This is a genomic window from Corallococcus aberystwythensis (assembly GCF_003612165.1).
Lineage (GTDB): Bacteria > Myxococcota > Myxococcia > Myxococcales > Myxococcaceae > Corallococcus > Corallococcus aberystwythensis.
Window position 1 is genome coordinate 1 of record NZ_RAWK01000249.1, and the last position, 14,989, is coordinate 14,989.

The window sequence follows — 14,989 nt, forward strand, 5'->3', positions numbered from 1 at the left end:
GGCGTCAGGGGGACTGCGTCGCCGGCTCCGCGGTCGCGATGCGCCGCTCCAGATCCAGGCCCTCGCGACGCACGCGCATGTCCACATAGAAGAACGCGGACACCACGAAGCTCAGCGGCGTGAAGAAGGACTGTCCCACCACCTGCAACAGCTCCGCGGGGACGAGCAGCGCCTGCGGAATCGCCGCCTGCGCCGCTGGGTCCAACAGGTTGCCACCGTAGGCGAGCCGGACGATCCACGCGGGCAGCCCCGACACCAGACTCACCGCGATGAGGATGCCGCCCACCACCGTGGACAGCACCATGGCCCGCACCGTGCCCCGGCCCATGAAGCCCGGTTCGACGCGGCCCTTCAGCAGGGCCCCGGAGCGCTTGAAGGCCGCCCACGCGCCCACGTCCTCCATCGCCAGCACGGGAGGCAGGAGCATGAAGCGCAGGAAGTACCAGAGCACCGCCGCCAGCGCGCCCAGGCCCAGCACGACGGCGCCGATGATGATCAACGCGATGCTCACCGCCGTGCTGCCGCCAGAGCCCTTGCCGGTGACGGCCGCGACCACGCCCAGCCCCATGATGACGGAGCCGGGCAGGCACAGCAGGAGCGTCACCCCCACGGACCACACGATGGACAGCAGGTAGGTCGCGGTCAGCGTGCCCAGGCGCGACATCGCCCGCCGCAGACCCTCCGAGGGACGCACCGGTTCACCCAGCCTCGCGGGCACCACGTACCGGGCCGCCGCCGTGGTGGCGATCCAGAAGTTCCACACGAGGAACACGTACAACACCATCATCAGCCCCAGCATGATGCCGGACTGGGTCAACGCCTGGGCGGGGTCCGTGCCCGCGGGAGCGCCCCCCAGCCCGGGCAGCACGCCCACCGTGCGCGCCATCGCGACAGTGAAGGCCTTGACCGCGATGTAGTTGAGCAGGTCGAACCCCAGGCACAGCACGAACAGGGGTTTCAGGTGCGCGCGCCAGAACGTCGCCGCACGGTCGATGATCTCTCCGACGGCGAGGGGGCGCAGCTCAACGGAGGTCGGGGAAGGCGTCACGGCCGCGCAGCATAGCGCCGCATCAATCGCGCGGGGGCCGGCATGCGTCCAGCAGCGCCCGGGCCGCCTCGCGCGGATCCTCCGCGTCCAGCACGGCGGAGATGACCGCGGCGCCCCACGCTCCCGGCACCTCCCGGGCGCGCTCCGCTGTCATGCCGCCCAGCGCCAGGGCGGGGCAGGGCAGCCGCTCCACGAGCCCCCTGAATCCAGCAGGCCCCAGCGTGTCGCGCGTGTCCCCTGGCTTGGAGCCCGGCGCGAACACGGGGCTCACCAGCGCCAGGTCCGCCCCCACCGCGTCTTCCGCCTCGCGAGCGTCGTGCACCGCCACGCTCACCCACCGGTCCGGGGGCAGGAACGGACGCACGTCGCTCGGCGCGGGGCCCGACGCGGGCAGATGCAGGTGCGCACCGACAAGCAGCGCGACATCCAGCCGGCCGTTCACGAACAGCGCCCGGCCCCGGCATACCTCCGCCACGAGCCGCGCCTCCTCCAGGAACAGCCTCCCGGAGGCCTCCGGGTGACGGTGCTGCACGGCGACCTCCGGCCCCGCCTCCAGCGCCCGCTCCAGCGCGGTCAACAACCGCGCCCGGGGCAGCCGCCAGTCCGTGATGACCACGAGGCGGGGCAGGGCGGGCACCGCTACTCCACGAGCCCTTCGATGGGGCTGGACGCGGAGCCGTACGCCTTGCGCGGGATGCGGCCCGCCAGGAACGCGTCGCGGCCGGCCTCCACCGCCTTCTTCATGGCCACGGCCATGCGCACCGGATCCTTCGCGCCCGCGATGGCGGTGTTCATGAGCAGCGCGTCCACGCCCAGCTCCATCGCGATGGCCGCGTCGGAGGCCGTGCCCACGCCCGCGTCCACGATGACCGGCACCTTCACCACCTCGCGGATGAGCCGCAGGTTGTGCGGGTTGCGGATGCCCAGCCCGCTGCCGATGGGCGCCGCCAGCGGCATCACCGCCGCGCAGCCCGCGTCCTCCAGCTTGCGCGCCGTGATGGGGTCGTCGCTGGTGTACGGCAGCACCGTGAAGCCTTCCTTCACCAGGATGCGCGCCGCCTTCACCGTCTCCTCGACGTCCGGGTAGAGCGTCTTCTCGTCGCCCAGGACCTCCAGCTTCACCCACTTGCTCATGCCCAGCTCTTCCGCCAGCCGGCACGTGCGCACCGCGTCCTCCGCCGTGTAGCAGAGCGCCGTGTTGGGCAAGAGGCGCATCTTGTTGCGGTCGATCCAGTTCATCAGCGACGCCTCGCCCGTCGCCTTCAAATCCAACCGCCGCACCGCCACCGTGACGAGCTCCGCGCCCGACGCTTCGTGGCACTGCTTCATCACCTCGTGGCTGGGGTACTTCCCCGTCCCGACGATGAGCCGCGAGGTGAACGTCACCCCCGCCAGCGTGAAAGGCTTGTCCGCGATGCCGCTCATGACCGTCTCCTCGTAAGGGCCTGCGCTCACCCGCCACCCACGAAGGTGACGATCTCCACCCGGTCTCCGTCCTGGAGCCGGTGCTCGGGATGACGGGCGCGGCGTACCACCTCCGCGTTCACCTCCACCGCCACCCCCGGGCCGCTGCCCAACGCCAGCAGCGCCAGCAGGGACGAAAGGGTGCTGCCCTCCGGCAGCGTCCGCGCTTCTCCGTTGACCCACACGTTCACGGCCTCACGGCTCCTTCCGGCCCCCCTACGGACGGGACCCGCCGGTGCCAGTACAAGGGCGGTTCTGCCCTGTCAACGCACAGCCTCCCCCACGCAACAGGGCTGCTACAGCGGACGGGAACGGATTTTTCGAGCACAGGTGCGTTTTGTTCCGCTTCCCCAGCAGGCAGGGGACCAGGCCCTCCCTCTTGCGCAGGCCGCCCCTGGGCATGCCCATGCGTGGCGACAAGCGCTGTGCAGGTACGGGGTGAGCGCCCAGTTTCTGCCCAACGCCGGGGAACAAATCACCGGCACTCAAGAACACACTCACAGGGGGCGGTCACACATGCGGAAGCTCATGATTGCGGTCACGGCGGTCGCGGGTCTGACGATGGTCACCGGCTGCAAGAAGGACGACGTCCAGGATCAGCGCGAGGACGTCGCCGAGGCCCGTCAGGAAGCGGCGCAGGAGACGGCGGAGGCCCGTCAGGACGAGAGCAGGGAGCTGGCGTCCGCGCAGGAGGGCGCCAACGAGGACGTCGCGGAGGCGCGCCAGGACGCGAACGACAAGATCGCCAGCGCCAACGAGGAGGTCCGTGACGAGGAGCAGGACCTGGCCGAGGCCCAGGCGAACCGCAACGAGGACCTGGCCGAGGATCGGGCCAACCGCAACGAGGAACTGGCCACGGGCGGCTCCGGCATGGCCGGCGCCACCTCCGCCGCGGCGGCCACGACCGTCAACGGCCGCGTGCTGTCCAAGTCCGGCGACACGCTGACGCTGGTGGACAGCACCAACAAGGAACTGAAGATCAAGACCAACGACAAGACCGCGGTGATGGACAACGGCAGCCGCGCGGTGAAGCTGGACGACATCAAGGAAGGCTCGCAGGTGCGCGCCTCCTACGTGATGGACGGCAAGGACATGGTCGCTCGCGACGTGACCCTGGTGGCGCCCATCAAGAAGATGGACAAGTAATCCCCGCGCCTCACGCGCACCTGTCCTTCACGGACTGGGGAAATACTTGAAGGCGGCGGCTCCCACCCTCACGGTGGGGGCCGTTTCCTTTTTAGTCGGGGAAATGCCCGGTGGGGTCGGATGGGGATGTCTGACCCGGGTGGTAGGACGCGGGCGTGAGGAGTTCCTCATGCCTTCCCACGCCCGGGAAGCGCCTTCTCCCGTCAGGAGCGTCACCCACGATGGCCACCCAGCCCCCCGCGTACTCCGCAGCCCGGCCCTTCATCCTCTTCACCACCGGGGCCACGTCCTATGAGCTGGTGCGCTACCTGGGGTCGCGCGCCGGAGGGGAGCTGCTGCTCGCCCGCCGGCACTACGCGCGCACGCCGGGGGGGCTGGTGCTGATCAAACGCCTGCGCGACGTGACGGATGACGTGGCGCGGGCGCGGCTGCGCGAAGAGGTGAAGCTGCTCATGCGCCTGTCCCACCCGGCCATCGCGCCGGTGTACCTGGTGCGGGTGCACGACGGCGCGCCCCACCTGGTGACGGAGTACGTGGACGGGCCGTGCCTGGAGACGCTGTCCAGCTTCGCGGCGCTGCGGCGGCGGCCCTTCTCGGAGGCGTTCGCCGCGTACGTGGGCGCGGAGGTGGCGGACGCGCTCCACCACGCCCATGCGCTGGAGGACGCGCGCGGCCTGCCCGTGGGCGTGGTGCACCGCGACGTCAGCCCCCGCTCCGTGCGCGTGGACGTGCACGGGCGGGTGCGGCTGGCGGACTTCGCGCTCGCGTGGTCGCGGCTGCCCGGGCGCATGGTGACGGAGCCGGGGCTCGTGCGCGGGGACGTGGCCTATGCCTCGCCGGAGGCCCTGGAGGGACAGCCCCTGGATGGCCGCGCGGACCTGTTCTCGCTGGGGATGGTGCTGCTGGAGCTGCTCACCGGGCTGCACCTGCTGGACCTGGAGGACGTGGAGCGCGCCGCGCAGCTGGCCCAGCCCCTGTCCGGCACGCGCGGGCTGTGCGCGGAGACGCCCAGCTGGCTCCCCGCGCCGCTGATGGCCGCGCGCATGGCGTGCCTGACGTCAGCGCACGTGGAGCAGGCCACGCGGGGGCTGTCGCCGGGCATGCGGGAGGTGCTCCAGCGGGTGCTCCAGCGCGACCGCGACCTGCGCTTCCAGACGGGCGCGGAGCTGCGGGACGCGCTCCGGGCCCTGCTGAACGTGCAAGGGCGTCCCTATGGCCCTCCGGAAGCGCTGCATGAGGTGTCGGAGGTGCGCACGGACGCGCTCGTGGGGCCCGTGGGGGAAGCGGAGGCCGGGCTGCCGCTGGAGGACGACCTCTGGGACGGCTGCGACGACGAAGGCGCGGACTGGACGTGAGGACTTCCAGACGTCCCGGGGTGCTTGTCATCGCGGGAGGGCGTGGCGAAGACTGCTGGCATGGGTGACGTGAAGGAGCTGCACCGGCAGTGGTGCATCGCGGACGGACACGCGGATTCGCTGATGTGGAACCGCGACCTGTGCGAGCGGTCCACGGAGGGGCACGTGGACTTTCCCCGCCTGCGCGAGGCGGGGGTGAAGCTGCAGTGCTTCACGCTGGTGACCCGGGGCTTCCCGTTCATTGGCGGCTTCCCGCTGTTCGCCGCGTGGCGCAAGTGGCCCCGCGAGGCGCGCGGCGGCGAGTGGACGCGCGCGCTCTGGCAGATTGAGAGGCTGGACGCCTTCTGCGCCCGCTCCGGGGACACCGTGCGCGTCGCCACCACCGGGGCGGGGCTGGAGGACAACCTCGCGAACGGGCGGCTGTCGGCGGTGCTGGGGGTGGAGGGCGGCCACGCGATTGAAGGCCAGGTGGATCGGCTCGCGGAGCTGCACCGGCGCGGGGTGCGCTTCATGGGGCTCACGCACCTGTCCAACAATGACCTGGGCGGTTCGTCCTTTCCCATGATGGGCAACCGGGGGCTGACGCCGCTGGGGCACCAGGTGATGGAGGAGATGGCCCGCCTGGGGCTGAGCGTGGACGTGGCGCACGCCTCCGAGCAGACGCTCACGGACCTCTTCGCGCACCCCACCGTGCGCTACTTCTGTTCGCACACCGGCGTGCGCGCCGCGGGTGGCGGCTGGCGAAACCTGTCCGACGAGGCCCTGCGCACCATTGCCCAGCGCGGCGGCGTGGTGAGCATCATCCTGGCGCCGGTGTACCTGGGCGGCGACACGTTTGACGACGTGGTCCGCCACGTGGAGCACGCGGTGGACATCATGGGGGAGGAGGGGGTGGGCGTGGGCTCGGACTACGACGGCATGGTGGCGCTGCCCCGCGGCATGCGGGACGTGACGGATCTGCCGCGCCTCACGGAGGCACTGCTCAAACGACACCCGGAGTCGTGGGTGGAACGTGTGATGGGTGGCAACTTGCGGCGTTACTTCCGCGAGACGTTAGGCGGCGGTTGACAGCGAAAAACCTGTCGCGAAGAGTCGCCGGCACCCATGAACCGTCTTCCCCTCGCGCTCCTGTCTCTCGTCGGTTTCTTCCTTCTTTCCGGCTGTGGTGGGCCGGGCTCGGGCGACTCGTGTGACGGCGGCGACTACGTGTGCCAGGACGACGCGCAGGCCCTGGAGTGCCGCAACGGCACCTGGCGTCCGCTGGCGTGCCGAGGGCCGCTGGGCTGCCGGGAGCTGGCGGACAGCGTGCGGTGCGACACGTCCCTCAACCAGGAGAACGACGGGTGCGCCACGGACGCGGAGGGCAAGGGCGTGTGCAGCCCGAACGGCGCCGCGCTCCTCACGTGCCAGCAGGGCGTGCTGGTGAAGACGGCGGATTGCTCGTCGTGCGCCGTGCAGGACGCGCAGGCCGTCTGCCAGCCCTGAGGCTCAGCGCTCCGGTTCTCCTCCGGAGGACGGCGGCGCGGGCAGATAGCCGCCCGCCGCCATGCGCTTCCCGGACCGCTCGTACATGGCCGGCGAGAGGCCCTGGACGCCGGTGCCATCAATCCACCGGTTGTAGAAGTTGAAGAGGGCGCAGACGGACACAGCGTCGTAGACGGCCTCGTCCGTCCAGCCGGCCGCTTTCAGGCGCTCCACGTCCTCCCGGCGCACGTCTCCGGGCGCGTCGTTGAGTTGGTCCACGAAGGCGAACAACGCCTTCTCGGCCTCCGGGATGGGGGCCGTCCTCACCTCGTCCAGCACTGCCTGGACGCGCTCCTTGCTGCCCAGCAATTCCGCCGCGACCGCGGCGTGAGAACCCGTTCAAAATACGCAGGCGTTGCGCCGCGACGTATACGCGGCGATGAGCTCCCGCAGCCCGGCCGACAGCGGGGACGGACCGCGCATCACCTCGTGGGTGAAGGCGGACAGCGCGTCCGTCATGCGCGGCTTGAACGCGAACAGGTGCCAGATGCCCGGCGGCGTCATGCCTCCCTCGCGCGCCATGGCGATCAGCTTCCCGTAGTGCCCGTCGGATTCGTGCGACTCGACGTCGGGCAGGTACATGGCTTCCGGGGTGGGGGACTTCTTCATCGCGCACTTCCCTGGCGGACGACGGGACGCCGCCCATCAGGCCAGTGACGCAAGGAAGCTGTCCAGCACCGTGTTGAAGGCGTCCGGCTGTTCCTGGTTGGGCAGGTGGGCCGCGCCAGGGATGACCTCCAGCCGCGCGCCCTGGACCAGGTCCGCCATCTGCTTCGCCTTCGCCAGGGGCGTCACCGTGTCGTGCTCGCCCACCACGACCAGCGCGGGCCCGGCGTAGCGCGCGAGCAGGTCCTTGCTGTCCAGCCGCAGCGCCATGCCCCGCTGCGCGGCGGCAATGGACTCCGGCGACACGGACAGGCCCAGCTTCATCACCTCGAGGCCCACCGGTGACTCCGGCCCCGTGTGGACCAGCTTGGGGATCAGCCCCTGGACGACGGACGCCGTGCCTTCCTTCAGTGCCTGCTGCGCGGTGGCCTCGCGCTTGTCCCGCCCCGCGGCGTCATCCGCGGTGCACTGCGTGTCCGAAAGCACCAGCCCGCGTACCCGGCCCGGGTCCTCGCGCAGCAGGGCCAGGACCGCGTAGCCGCCCATGGACACGCCGCCCACCACCGCCGCGTCGATGTTCAGCGCGTCCAGCAGCGCGAGCGCGTCCTGCGCCAGTGTGCGCATCTCCGTGGGGCCTTGACCCAGCCGGCTCTGCCCGAAGCCGCGCAGGTCCGGCACGAGGAAGCGGTAGCGCCCGGACAGCGCGGCCACCTGCCGGTCGAACGCGGAGCCATCCAACGGGAAGGCGTGCAGGAGCAGCACCGGCAACCCCTGGCCCACGTCCCGGTAGTACAGCGGAATCCCATCCACGGTGACCGTCAGCATGCGTCCTCGCATCGGGCCCTCGAGGCCCGTCCCGGGTGCGGCGTCAGATCCACTTCTTGTACTTGAACCAGCCGACCAGCCCCACAGGGAAGCCCACCATGGTCACCCACATGGCGGCGTACCAGCCCGGTCCCGTCAACTGTTCGAAGTTCTGTCCGAAGAACCCCACGATGAAGGACAGGGGCAGGAAGAGGGTGGCGAAGATGGTGAGCTGCTTGCTGATGTCGTTGGTGCGTTGGGCCACCATGGACAGGTAGCCGTCCATCACGTTGCCCACGACGTCGCGGCTGGAGTCGATCTGCTCGTAGAGCCGGATGAGGTGGTCATAGACGTCGCGGAAGTACAGCGTCGTCTTCTCCTGGATCTGCGGGATGCCCCGGCGCGACAGCATGCCCACCACGTCCCGCTGCGGGGACAGCACGCGGCGCAGCGTCACCAGCGCGCGCTTGAGCTGGAAGATGCGCTGCAGGTGCTCTGGATCCGGCTGGGCGAAGATGGCGTCCTCCAACCCGTCCAGCTGGTCGCCGAAGTCGTCCATGATGGGGAACTGCGCGTCCACCAGCGCGTCCGTGAGCAGGTAGAGGACGACGTCCACGCCTCGGCCCAGCGTGCCCGCGGGGTCGTCCTTCACGCGGCGCAGGACCGCATCGAGGCCGGGCAGGCGCAGCGCATGCACGCTGATGAGCCAGTCCTGCGCGAGGAAGAAGTGGTGCTCGTGCAGCGTGAGCTCCGTGACGTCCGGCCCGCAGCTGAAGCCCTGCATCACGATGAACTGGTGGTGCGGGTACTCCTCCAGCTTGGGCCGCTGGTCCAGGTGCAGGCAATCCTCCACCGCCAGGCGGTGCAGCTGGAAGCGGTCGGCCAGCCGGCCCATCACCTCCGCGTCCGGCTCCAGGACGTCGATCCACTTGGGTCCCGGCCGGTCGAGCAGCTCCTCACCCCCTGAAACAGCCCTGCCGTCCTCCCACAGACAGACCTGGATCATTTCCGTGGACTCCCCGGGCCACCCAACCGGCCCGGGACGCTTGCTAGAACTCCCCGGACGCGATGTCGAGCGGTAGAGTGGGGGCAACGTGTCCGCTGCCGCCGAGAATCCTCCTCCGGCCTCCTTGACCCCGAGGCTCGAACAAATCCTCCAGTCGCTGCCCGACCGCGCCTTCTCCGCGCGGCTGCGCGCGGTGTATCTCGCCGCGGCCCAGGCCATCTCCCGGCTGAGCGACCTGGACCTGGTGAAGTATGAGACGCCCGTCGTCGACGCCAGCCCCGACCTGTCGCTGTGGGAGGAGATGGCACCCGTCATCCGCGACACGGTGATGGACGTCAACGCGCTGCTCAACGTCATCCGGGAGCAGTTCCCCGGCACGCCGCAGCCGTCCGCGTCCCGCAAGGGCCCCGCGGACGTGCCCACCATGCTCCAGGAGGGCATGGCGCGGCTGGCCCAGAGCATCACCCAGCTGGGTGAAGCCATGCGCAACCCGTCCGTGGTGAGCGACCGCTGGCAGCTGCTGGCGGAAATCCAACGTTTCCGGTCCGACTACCGCGAACAGATGAGCCAGCTCGTCTTCGAGTCCGCGAGCAGCTTCGGCGAGGTGTCTCGCGCCCAGGTGGTGCCCGGCTACGAGGCGGAGGTGAAGGCGGCCGTCACCGTGCGCGCCATCACGTCCGACCTGTCGCGCATCGTCGCGGCGCGGCTCAACAAGGTGCGAGACGCGAAGCCGGAGGAGGTGCTCTGGAACGCGCAGCAGCTCCAGACGGAGCTGGACGCCTTCGGCCGCACCGCCGCGTACCGGAACCTGCGCGCGCAGGACAAGCGCCACATCGTCGAGGCCCGCGCGGAGATTGGCGCGCTCGCGCTCGAGTCCACTCCGGAGAAGGCACGGCTGCTGACGGTGACGGAGGGCCTGGATGAACTGGTGCGCAGCCTGTCCGCGGTGAACCAGCGCCAGCTGCTCATCCTCCACGACCGCGAGGTGTGGGCCGCGTGCGGCGTGCGCCTGGAGCGCGCGCTGGCGCAGTCGAAGAAGGATCCGGCCGCGTCCGCCAAGGCGCTGGCGGAGGCCGCGGCCAGCGCGCAGTCCCTCTATGGCCGGGACGCGACCATGGACGCGTTCCTGCGCAAGGCGCGCAAGCTGAAGCTCGCCACGCTCACGGGCCCGGAGCTGCTCACCACCATTGAGTCCTTCCAGGCCCAGCTCGCGCAACTGGACGTGATGTGACGGCCGTGAATGCGAAGGCCGCGGAGCCGCGCCCCTTGAGGCAGGCGGACCTGTCCGGCGTGCAGGGCGTCTTCACCGACGTGGATGGCACGCTGACGACGGGCCACAAGCTGCGCAGCCAGACGATACGGGCCCTGGAGCAGCTGTCCGCGTCCGGCCTGCGCGTGGTGCTGGTGAGCGGCCGTCCGGCGGGGTGGGGCGAGGCCTGGGCCCGGCAGCTCCCCGTGGACGGTGTCGTCGTGGAGAACGGCGGGCTGTTCTTCCTCAAGGACGCCAGGGGGAAGCTGCGCAAGGTGTACCTGGAGCCGCCCGCCCAGCGCGTGGCGAACCGGCAGCGCCTGGAGCAGGAGGTCCAGCGCGTGCTCGCCCAGGTGCCCGGCGCGCGGCTGTCCGTGGACAGCCGCTATACGGAAGTGGACCTGGCGGTGGATTACAACGAGGAGGCCCGGCTGGGCGATGAGGGTGCGTCCCGCATCGAGTCGCTGCTGCGGGCGCGGGGCGTGACGGCGGTGCGGTCGTCCGTCCACGTCAACTGCTGGCTGGGCCGCTTCGACAAGCTCTCCGCGTCGCGCCGCTTCGCGAAGGTGGCGTGGGGCGAGAAGCTGGACCCCGCGGACGGCCGGTACGTCTACGCGGGGGATTCTTTCAACGACGCTCCGATGTTCCAGGCGTTCAAGCTGGGCGTGGGCGTGGCCAACGTGCGCGCGGTGCTGGACCGCATTGACGCGCCGCCGGCCTTCATCACCCGGGCGCCCGAGGGGCGGGGCTTCGAGGAGCTGGCGCGTGCCCTCCTCGCCCGCCGCCGGACGGTCCGCAGTCGAGGAGTTTCAACGTGAATGTCGTGAAGCTGGAGCTGGCCCGGGGCCTGGGGCGTCACCTGCGTGCGGGGCACCCGTGGGTGTTCCGCAAGGCCCTGGAGCACATGCCGCGGATTCCTGCCGGCAGCGTGGTGGACCTGACGGAGAACGGGAAGTTCGTCGCGCGTGGGTACTACGATCCGCACTCGGCCATCGCGGTGCGCGTGCTCACGCGGGACTCGCGCGAGACGGTGGACTCGCGCTTCATCACCCAGCGCGTGCAGCGCTCGCTGGCCGCGCGCACGTCCCTCATCGACCTGAAGGACACGGACAGCTACCGCCTCATCCACGGCGAGGGTGACGGCCTGCCCGGCGTGGTGGTGGACCTGTACGCGGGCTGGGCGGTGATGAAGCTGTACTCCGCGGGGCTCACCCCCTACCGCCCCCTCATCGTGGAGGCGCTGAAGGCGGGCGTCCCGGGCCTCAAGGGCATCCTCGGCCGTGACGAGGTGGGACGCGACGACGTGGAGGAGGACGACGGGCGCGGCAGCGGGAAGATGCTGTGGGGCGAGGAGGCCCCGGAGCTCATCCCCATCCGCGAGCGCGGCGCCATCTTCCTGGTGGACGCGTGGAAGGGGCAGAAGACGGGGTTCTTCCTGGATCAGCGCGAGAACCGCCACCTCATGCGGCGGCTGGGGCAGGGGAGGGACGTGCTCAACTGCTTCAGCTTCAGCGGCGGCTTCTCCGTGAACGCCGCGCTGGGCGGGGCCAACAGCGTCTTCTCCGTGGATCAGGACCCGGAGGCCATCGCCCTGGCGCGGGAGAACTTCACGCGCAACGGGCTGCCCGCGGCGAAGCACGACTTCCTGGCGGCGGACGTGTTCGCGATCATCCAGTCGTTCAAGGAGGAGGGCCGCACGTTCGACCTCATCATCCTGGACCCGCCCGCCTTCGCGAAGACCCAGCGCGCGGTGGAGGCGGCCGTGGACGGCTACGCGTCCCTCAACCGGCAGGCCCTGGCGCTCCTGCGTCCCGGCGGCCTGCTGGCCACGGCGTCGTGCTCCGCGCGCGTGACGGGGGACATGTTCATGGGCGCCGTGCGCGAGGCGGGCTTCAAGGCTGGCGTGGACCTGGCGCTGGTGGAGGAGCGCTACCAGCCGCCGGACCACCCCGTGCGCCTGCAGTTCCCGGAAGGGAAGTACCTCAAGTTCTACGTGATGCAGGCGGTGTAGCGGCCGGTGCGGTCCCGGGGCGCGCCTGACTGAGAGGCGCGCCCTCGTGGGAGCCCGGAGCGCTCAGGTCCCGAAGACCTGGTGGGCCACGCGGTCCAGCACGTCCTTGCCCCAGACGACGCTGGCCTTGCCCAGCCGGTCCAGGTCGCGGGCGAACTCGCGGCCGTCCGGAACGACTTCGTAGGTGCGGGTCAGGAAGAGGCTGCCGCTGCCGGGCTCGAAGTCGACGTTGCCGCCGCCGGTGTCCGTGCCGTTCTCCTGCTGCTGATGGAAGCCCTCGATGATGCCGGGCTTGGGCGGCTCCCGGAACCGGTAGATGAGGGCGCTGCACTTGAGCGCGGGAGGGGACTCGACGTGCTCGAAGGCGTACTGGCCCTCGCCGTTGAGCATGCCGCCCAGTCCCTGCTCATTGAGGCCTTCGGTGACGCCGGCGCCTTGCGTCTGGAGGTACCACTTCACCAGCTGCCGGGCCGCGTCGCGCGTCATCGGTCCGCCCGAGGACGGCGCAGGACGCGCCATGCCCATGGAGGACAAGAGCCACTGCAGCTTGCTGGTAAAGGAGCTGATCACTTCGCGGGGATGACGCGGTCCGCGACGCGATTGAAGACCTCGTCGCCCCACACGAGGCTGGCTTCCACGAGCCGGTCGACATCTTCCTTGAACTGCTGCTCCGCCGGCACCACGCCGTACGTGCGGCTCAGGAAGAGGCTCTTGTTCTCGGTCTCGTAGTCCACCTTGCCGCCGCCGGTGTCCGTGCCCTTCTTCTCTTCGTCACGGAAGCCGTCGATGACGCCCGGACGGGGCGCGTCGCGGAAGCGGTAGATGAGGGCGCTGCACTTCAGCGCCCCAGAGTCCTTCACGTGTTCGAAGTAGACCTGCGCGTCGCCGAGCGCGGCGCCGCCGAATCCCTTCGCGTTCAGCCCGGAGGCCTGAGCATCGCCTCCGTGGGCCCGGATGAATGACTGCACCAGTCGCTGGGCATCTTCGAGCGTCATACGTGCAGTCATAGCACAGGCCGTTGCCTACCTCAGAAATTGCCGGCGCGGGCCTGGTCGAACGGGACGCGCTGGTTGAGGTACGTGTCGTTGATGTTGTGCGCGCCGGAGAAGATGCTCTTCTCGGAGAAGTAGTGGATCTTCGCGTCCTTGCCGGCGTGCTTGATCAGGTCCAGGGGGCCCTTGCCGCTGGTGCCCAGGCCGAAGAGGCCCGGCACGGGGTCCTTGTCGTTGACGTAGTGGACGTACTTGGGGCCGTCCGGGTAGGTCGCCGCCGCGGCGCCGAAGGTCTCCACGGAGACCTTGCCCAGCTTCTCCTGCACCTGCGCGGGGGACAGCCCGTCTTCGATGCGCAGCCGCTTGGCCACGTCGTTCAGCGCGCGGCTGGTGATGAGGCCACCCTGGCTGTGCGCCATCAGGTGCACGTCACGGCCGGCCTTCAGCTCCGTGTAGAGCGAGTCCGCCAGCGTATCCACGGCCGGGTTCTTGCCCTTGTCCATCTTGTCCGTCACGCACTGGCCCAGGTCCTTGAAGAAGCCCTCGGTGGAGTTGTGGATACCGATGGTCTTCTGGCCCGTCTTGTCCGCGATGGCCTGCATCGTGGTCTCCTGGCCACCCTTGTCCGTCATCATCCCGTTCACGTAGATGATGGTGCCGGGCTGCTTCACGCCGCCCTTGGGCTCGTAGGCCGGGATCTGGCTCAGCGGGGTGCTGGCGTCGAAGGCCTGCCCGCCCTTGCCCATGATCTTGCCGTCATAGGCCTTGTCCTTCGCACCCGCCGGGGCGGTGAACACGGCCGCAGGGGCCGCGGTGCGCACCGCGCTGTTCGTCGCCTTGGCGTCGAAGCCGTCCTTCACGGTGTTGGCCGGCTTCGCCGCAACCGGGGTGGCCGGCTTGGCCGTGGTGGCCGGCGTCGTCCCCGTCGTGGGGGTGCGCGCGATGTTGTTGGTGGAGGTGCGCCCGATGGTTCCCATGGCTTGAGGCTCCTGCGGATTTTTGAAGGGGGGAGGGAAAGCTTGCTGCGTTGATCCATTCTCACCCGAACCGCCGAAAAGTTGCGAGCAGGTCACGGAATGTGTGCAACGCGCTGCGTCGCCGGAACTCCGGCCGGGGGACGGGAGGGGGCGGTTAAGGTGGGGGCATGGTCCAGAAAGGTCAGTTCCTGGAGCGCTCCACGCTCATCCCCGTGGGTTCGGACGGCGCGGTGATGGAGGGCACGGTGCACCGGGGCCAGAAATCGCCGCCGCTGCTCATCCTCCCGCCCCGGCCGGAAGAAGGGGGCGGGATGGATCACGTCCTGGCGGCGGAGGTGGCCTTCGCGGTGGCGCGGGCGGGCTTTCCCACCCTGCGCTTCAACCACCGGGGCGTGGGCGCCAGCCAGGGCGTCCGGGGCTCCGGTGGGGCACTGGTGGAGGACGCGGAGGCCGCGATGCGGGTGACGCTGGAGAACGCGGGCACGTCCGCGCTCGCGGTGGCGTCGCTGCATGGCGGGGCCCGGGTGGCGCTGGCGCTCCAGGAGCGGCACCCGGCGGTGGGCGGACTGTGTCTGGTGGCGCCGGATGTGGACCCGCTGTCACTCGTGCGACTGTCGTGTCCGCTGCTCGTGATTGTCGGGGCGGAGGACACCCGGGTGCCCCGGGCGGCGCTGGCCGCCGCTGTCGCCGAGGCCGGGGGCGATTTAGAGGTCATCGACGATGCCGGGGCGACCTTCCATCGCAACCTTCCCCAGGTGGGGCGAGCGGCGGCGGCATGGCTCCAGCGGCTGGCGGGCGGGTAGGGCG

The 14,989-nt window shown here is 70.3% G+C and carries 19 protein-coding genes; 8 read left to right on the plus strand and 11 right to left on the minus strand.

The features are described 5' to 3' along the window. Nucleotides 1-4 precede the first annotated feature (4 nt). From D7W81_RS31885 to thiS, 4 genes are read right to left on the minus strand one after another with little or no spacing between them, the layout of a single operon-like run. The gene (locus tag D7W81_RS31885; RefSeq protein ID WP_120559176.1) at nt 5-1,048 is read right to left on the minus strand and encodes a hypothetical protein; all 1,044 of its coding nucleotides are present in this window, start codon (nt 1,046-1,048) and stop codon (nt 5-7) included. A gap of 22 nt (nt 1,049-1,070) precedes the next feature. Continuing rightward, nucleotides 1,071-1,685: a thiamine phosphate synthase gene (locus tag D7W81_RS31890; protein WP_120559177.1), complete on the minus strand. Its 615-nt coding sequence runs from the start codon at nt 1,683-1,685 to the stop codon at nt 1,071-1,073. A gap of 2 nt (nt 1,686-1,687) precedes the next feature. After that, a complete protein-coding gene (locus D7W81_RS31895; RefSeq protein ID WP_120552339.1) occupies nt 1,688-2,473 on the minus strand; it encodes a thiazole synthase in 786 nt (261 codons plus the stop codon). 26 nt (nt 2,474-2,499) lie between these two features. Beyond that, entirely contained in the window at nt 2,500-2,703 is a 204-nt protein-coding gene (thiS, locus tag D7W81_RS31900) for a sulfur carrier protein ThiS (RefSeq protein ID WP_120559178.1), read from the minus strand. A gap of 337 nt (nt 2,704-3,040) precedes the next feature. Here thiS and D7W81_RS31905 point away from each other — a divergent pair, with 337 nt between their 5' ends. The 4 genes from D7W81_RS31905 (at nt 3,041) to D7W81_RS31920 (ending at nt 6,498) form a co-directional block, all read left to right on the plus strand. Further along, entirely contained in the window at nt 3,041-3,658 is a 618-nt protein-coding gene (locus tag D7W81_RS31905) for a hypothetical protein (protein ID WP_244227556.1), read from the plus strand. A 221-nt stretch (nt 3,659-3,879) separates the two neighbouring features. Continuing rightward, a complete protein-coding gene (locus tag D7W81_RS31910) occupies nt 3,880-5,013 on the plus strand; it encodes a serine/threonine-protein kinase (protein ID WP_120559180.1) in 1,134 nt (377 codons plus the stop codon). A 60-nt stretch (nt 5,014-5,073) separates the two neighbouring features. Beyond that, complete coding sequence (locus D7W81_RS31915) at nt 5,074-6,081, plus strand: dipeptidase (protein WP_120559181.1); 1,008 nt, start codon at nt 5,074-5,076, stop codon at nt 6,079-6,081. Nucleotides 6,082-6,117: 36 nt separating this feature from the next. After that, entirely contained in the window at nt 6,118-6,498 is a 381-nt protein-coding gene (locus tag D7W81_RS31920; protein WP_120559182.1) for a hypothetical protein, read from the plus strand. 3 nt (nt 6,499-6,501) lie between these two features. Here D7W81_RS31920 and D7W81_RS31925 read toward each other — a convergent pair whose 3' ends face one another. From D7W81_RS31925 to D7W81_RS31940, 4 genes are read right to left on the minus strand one after another with little or no spacing between them, the layout of a single operon-like run. Continuing rightward, complete coding sequence (locus D7W81_RS31925; protein WP_120559183.1) at nt 6,502-6,846, minus strand: carboxymuconolactone decarboxylase family protein; 345 nt, start codon at nt 6,844-6,846, stop codon at nt 6,502-6,504. A gap of 30 nt (nt 6,847-6,876) precedes the next feature. Continuing rightward, complete coding sequence (locus D7W81_RS31930) at nt 6,877-7,146, minus strand: carboxymuconolactone decarboxylase family protein (protein WP_120559184.1); 270 nt, start codon at nt 7,144-7,146, stop codon at nt 6,877-6,879. A gap of 36 nt (nt 7,147-7,182) precedes the next feature. After that, on the minus strand, nt 7,183-7,968 hold the full coding sequence (locus D7W81_RS31935) for an alpha/beta fold hydrolase (protein WP_120559185.1): 786 nt from the start codon (nt 7,966-7,968) through the stop codon (nt 7,183-7,185). A gap of 43 nt (nt 7,969-8,011) precedes the next feature. Beyond that, nucleotides 8,012-8,953, minus strand: a complete 942-nt coding sequence (locus tag D7W81_RS31940) for a magnesium transporter CorA family protein (RefSeq protein WP_120559186.1) — start codon at nt 8,951-8,953, stop codon at nt 8,012-8,014. Between the two features lie 88 nt (nt 8,954-9,041). Here D7W81_RS31940 and D7W81_RS31945 point away from each other — a divergent pair, with 88 nt between their 5' ends. From D7W81_RS31945 to D7W81_RS31955, 3 genes are read left to right on the plus strand one after another with little or no spacing between them, the layout of a single operon-like run. After that, nucleotides 9,042-10,184 (plus strand): hypothetical protein, encoded by a 1,143-nt coding sequence (locus D7W81_RS31945; RefSeq protein WP_120559187.1) that lies wholly within the window; start codon nt 9,042-9,044, stop codon nt 10,182-10,184. Further along, nucleotides 10,181-11,020 (plus strand): HAD-IIB family hydrolase, encoded by an 840-nt coding sequence (locus D7W81_RS31950; RefSeq protein ID WP_120559188.1) that lies wholly within the window; start codon nt 10,181-10,183, stop codon nt 11,018-11,020. The genes D7W81_RS31945 and D7W81_RS31950 overlap by 4 nt, the downstream gene beginning before the upstream one ends. Continuing rightward, complete coding sequence (locus D7W81_RS31955) at nt 11,017-12,213, plus strand: class I SAM-dependent rRNA methyltransferase (protein ID WP_120559189.1); 1,197 nt, start codon at nt 11,017-11,019, stop codon at nt 12,211-12,213. The genes D7W81_RS31950 and D7W81_RS31955 overlap by 4 nt, the downstream gene beginning before the upstream one ends. 63 nt (nt 12,214-12,276) lie before the next feature. Here the strand turns inward: D7W81_RS31955 and D7W81_RS31960 are convergent, their stop codons facing one another. From D7W81_RS31960 to D7W81_RS31970, 3 genes are read right to left on the minus strand one after another with little or no spacing between them, the layout of a single operon-like run. Beyond that, nucleotides 12,277-12,783: a hypothetical protein gene (locus D7W81_RS31960; protein WP_120559190.1), complete on the minus strand. Its 507-nt coding sequence runs from the start codon at nt 12,781-12,783 to the stop codon at nt 12,277-12,279. Then, nucleotides 12,780-13,208, minus strand: a complete 429-nt coding sequence (locus D7W81_RS31965; RefSeq protein WP_120559191.1) for a hypothetical protein — start codon at nt 13,206-13,208, stop codon at nt 12,780-12,782. The genes D7W81_RS31960 and D7W81_RS31965 overlap by 4 nt, the downstream gene beginning before the upstream one ends. 32 nt (nt 13,209-13,240) lie before the next feature. After that, a complete protein-coding gene (locus D7W81_RS31970; RefSeq protein WP_120559192.1) occupies nt 13,241-14,182 on the minus strand; it encodes an alpha/beta fold hydrolase in 942 nt (313 codons plus the stop codon). A 167-nt stretch (nt 14,183-14,349) separates the two neighbouring features. On the opposite strand from D7W81_RS31970, the gene sglT reads away from it, so the two are divergent. Then, nucleotides 14,350-14,985, plus strand: a complete 636-nt coding sequence (gene sglT / locus D7W81_RS31975; protein ID WP_120559193.1) for a type IV pili motility protein SglT — start codon at nt 14,350-14,352, stop codon at nt 14,983-14,985. Nucleotides 14,986-14,989 lie beyond the last annotated feature (4 nt).